Source organism: Clostridium sp., from assembly GCF_051650885.1.
GTDB lineage: Bacteria > Bacillota > Clostridia > Clostridiales > Clostridiaceae > Clostridium.
Genome location: NZ_JBOFRG010000351.1, coordinates 1 through 4,441, shown reverse-complemented (window position 1 = coordinate 4,441; position 4,441 = coordinate 1). Strand labels below are relative to the sequence as shown.

At 38.2% G+C, this 4,441-nt stretch carries 1 protein-coding gene; it reads right to left on the bottom strand.

What is annotated here, in order from left to right:
• Positions 1 to 257 precede the first annotated feature (257 nt).
• Entirely contained in the window at positions 258 to 4,100 is a 3,843-nt protein-coding gene (locus ACRC28_RS17820; RefSeq protein WP_438544794.1) for a reverse transcriptase domain-containing protein, read from the bottom strand.
• Positions 4,101 to 4,441 lie beyond the last annotated feature (341 nt).

Here is a 4,441-nt window from a genome sequence, read left to right as displayed (position 1 = left end):
AATACCAATCCGGATAAATTGAACTCTATCCTGTGTCTGGATAGAGAGAAAAGGCAATGTGTAAGGTCTTCAGAAATCCTCAATTAATTTTAGTAACCATCGAGTGTGTGATCCCGAGTTCTAAAGACATTAGTAAGCCCTCTAAAAAACTGACCAAAAGGCAATTAATTAGATCGAAATTGAATTAATTAATTTCGAGAGCTTTGCAAAATTTTCAAAGATGTCGAAGAACCAAAAAGTCGTTGGTCAGCAGCTGACTACACGACATGCCTCCCCCGTTTAAAAGGTTTTATGCGTTTGATGTTTACACGCATATTCTTTTTTCCGCAGCGGACTATGACAAAGTTTCTCTTATTTGACGTTTTTAGAATCGTAAAGGGACCTTCCCACCTGGCGTCGAGTTTTCCGCCCATGGGTGATCTAATAAGTACAAGCTGCTTCAAACGGTAAAGCTTGTTCCGTCTAAATCGATTCCGAAGTTCTAAGTCCTTTTCCGCTAATTCTTTTTTCCTCCTTCTAATTTGATGATAGTTAATCTTTCCTTGTACAAAAGGATTCATGGGATGCTTTTCATAAATTAATTGGTAAGGCGTTGTACCTAGAGTGGAATGATAGGAGTTACACATCGCATTTTCAATCAGTTTTAGCGATTTTAAAATAGGTAAGTTATGTAGACACCTAAGACCATTTCCAATTACTTGGTTTGCTCTTTCAACCACACTATTTCCTGTGGGGTTATAAGCACTGCTTGTTTCGTGACAAACATTATAGCGTTTTAGAAAAGCCCTAAACTCGTCGGATGTAAATTGTCGTCCTTGGTCAGAAAGTAAACTTTTAGGCACGCCGTATTCCTGAATCCACTTTGTTTTAATTGCTCCTATCACCTTTCGAGAGGTGATTTGTTTTAAAGGTATGATTCTTATCCATTTTGAGAAAATGTCTATAATTACAAGTAGGTGTAATTTGAAAGGTATTCTCGGTTCGGTATCTACCGATCGTTCGAAAGGTCCGAGCAGATCGATTGCGATTTTCTCAAAAGGCTTATCAGCTGTAATGAAACCTCTTAATTTACCGTGCTTCGCTGAAGTTTGCTTATTTTTCTGGCAAACCTCACAGTGTGTTGAGATCTTACTCACTTTTCGAAATAAGTTGTGAATGTAGAAAGCGTCTTTGATGGTGTTGTAGAATCTGTGTAGGCCGGGATGCGCTAAAAGGCCGTGAATGTGAGAAAGAAAGGCTCTTTCATTTGTTTCGGGCACTATAATTCTGTTTCTCTGATCTGTTAAAACGCTTGTACCGTGAAAGTTCTTAGGTATTGTTTCCGAAATCGGAACGCCCTGAATGTGCTTTCTTTGACTATTTGGTTGATAATCCTTGTAGATGATGTCTGTAACATAGTTAGAATTTAGATTTTCTGTCCTTGCTGAAGTTAGGAGGCACCTAGATAAAAGGTCGGCTCCTATGTTCTCCTCCCCCTTAATATAACTTAATTGTACCCCAAATTCGTCTAGTAAAATCTTCCATCTTTGTGCCCTGTTGGTGAGACATTGAGTAATGTAGGTCAAGTTGTTGTGGTCGGTTCTCACAGTTATTTTTGCCCCTAGAACGATGGGTCTGAAATGTTGTAAGGCTTTAACCACTGCAAGAAGCTCCTTCTCTGTGGTAGTATAATTTTTTTCAGCTTGATAGAGTTTCTTACTGTAGAGGCCTATGATTCGTCCTTTCTGCTCTAAAACTGCGCCTAGGCCCTCATCACTGGCATCTGTAAGTAATGTGAAAGGTTCGGCTATGTCTGGATGATGCAATAGAGCGTTGTTTTTAATTTCATGAGTTATATTTTCCAGGCATTTTGTGTCCTCGTTGGTCCAAGAAAACTTAACATTTTCTTTGAGTTTGTTTGTAAGAGTAATAATTTTCCTGCTGAGATCTGGGATATGCTCACGAAACCAGTTTATTATTCCAAGGATTCGCATGATCTGTTTCTTTGTTTTAGGAACACCGAAATTCTCGAGCGTAACAGCCGCTGATGGATCAGCTCTAATTCCGTCCTTATTTATTATTTTCCCTAAATACTTAACTTCAGTTTTTACAAAAGATGATTTATCGAAATTGACTGACACGTCATTTTCCTTGCATCTTTTTAGCACTTTCATGATATGTTCTTCATGATCAAAATATGTCTTTGAAAAGATAAGAATGTCATCAACGAAGACCTTTACAAATGGCATGTCTTGAAACATATCCGTCATTACCTTTTGGAACTCGCGTGGTGCATTACACAATCCAAAAGGCATTCTCAGAAACTCATATTGGCCAAATGGCAAGACAAAAGAGGTTTTGTGTGTTTCCTCTTTCTTTATGGGTATTTGGTAATAACCCATGTTGAGGTCCAATTGAGAAAAGAAAATAGCTCCTTTAAGATTTATCATAGAATACTGTATATTTGGAAACGGATATCCTAGTTTAACTGTCTTGCTGTTGAGTTCTCTGTAATCGACGACAAGCCTTATGTCTCCATTTTTCTTCTTAATAGGGAAGGCAGGAGAAGAGTAAGTACTCGCGTTCTTCCTTATGACGCCTAGTTTTAGAAGTCGATTAATTTCTTCATGGACTTTAGGAAGCAAAGCTATTGGAACTGGGTAAGGTTTTTTGTGTACTGGGATACTTGAAACCAGTGGGATTGTCATTTCGTGTGTTTTTATATGACCAAGAGTTGGATTGTTTCTTTTAAAATCTCGCAAAAAACTCTGTAACTTTGAGGATGGTGGGTAAATTAAATCAGATTTAATTTCGAGTTGTTGATCTGGTGTAGAGTGGACCGTTTTATCAGACTGAGTGACAAATATTTTCCTATTAGCACAATCGATTTGAAATTGATGTTTTTTAAGAAAATTTAGACCAAGAACTCCAGAGTAAGGAAGTGAAGGTAAAACGTGAAACTCCTCCGAAAATAACTTATTTTGTCCTTTAATTCCAAAGTTTAGTAGAAGCTTTTTGGTTATTGTAGTTCTATCTCCGTTGGCTAGTTCAATAGTTTTCCTTATCGGTATGGTCTTTGAGATGATCGTTGAAGCGATTTCATCCGATATGTAATTTTCTTCAGCGCCAGTGTCCACGATGAAGTCGTATCTCTGATTCTGTATTTCAGCTGTGCAAGAAATATGTTGATTGATCCTTTGGGGTTTTATAATTAGATTTTTCCCATTTCGTGAGGGTTTTCTTGTTAAATCATTCTTAGCTCTGCATTCCGAGGTGTTGTGGAAATTACTCTTGTGATACGAGCAGTATTTTTCGCTTGTAGTAGCCGGTGTTGATTTTCGCGTATGGTGCGGGGAATTGGAAGTAAACTGATACAAACTTTCCATTGATGAAGCCTGGTCGAGTATTTCTTTTACCTCAGCGAGGGTTGTTGCTTTGTTAAAAATTAGCATCTCCTTTTCGCGGTGAGTCAAAGTGGATATAACTTTGTCGAAGATATCCCTTTCTGGTACCTTATCCTCTTTGTTTTTACAACAAAGATCGGCTCGGGTCTTCAAGTCTTGTAAGTGATTTATAAAGTTGCTCACGGTTAAGAATTTTTGCCTACTAGCCGTCGTGATTAGGTTTCGATACATGTGGTAATCTTGTGGAGAAAACACATGTTCGCAAAGTGCATCTAGTTTAGTGTCTAGAGTTCTTTTTTCGCTTATGGCATCTTTGTAGCGGTCACTTATGAGCAAATCAATAACTTTGTTGCTTCTATCCGTTGTCCAATTATTGAGCACGGCTAACTTGCGAACAGATTGTGTCCAGCTTAGAACATCTTGAATGTTATGGTCTGTGAAGATAAAAATGGTTTTTTGGGGAGCTTCGATGCCTGAGTCTTCACCGAGATTGATGGAGAATTTGACGGCCTCATATGTTTGCTCCGTGTGGCGCGCTGACTCTGGTTGCAGGAGATATCGGGGTCCTTTCAGAGTGAATGTCGTGCGCGTGCTAGTAGCGTTCTGCGACGCTGATATCAGCATGTCATGTTTTGTTAAATTCGAATTAATAAAAGAAGAAACCATTAACACTTTTATTCGTGGGGTTGTAAATATTTTCGCATTTATATTTTCCATGAGAGAAATGGAGGGAAAAATACCAATCCGGATAAATTGAACTCTATCCTGTGTCTGGATAGAGAGAAAAGGCAATGTGTAAGGTCTTCAGAAATCCTCAATTAATTTTAGTAACCATCGAGTGTGTGATCCCGAGTTCTAAAGACACTAGTAAGCCCTCTAAAAAAACTGACCAAAAGACAATTAATTAGATCGAAACTGATTTAATTAATTTCGAGAGCTTTGCAAAATTTTCAAAGATGTCGAAGAACCAAAAAGTCGTTAGTCAACAGCTGACTACACGACAGCAATAATACACAACGCGAAAAGGAGACAACCAGAAGTTTAATTATAAGGGAGCA

Coding starts and splice junctions, on each gene's coding strand:
- ACRC28_RS17820 (WP_438544794.1), bottom strand. CDS start 4,100: ATGGAAAATATAAATGCGAAAATATTTACAACCCCACGAATAAAAGTG.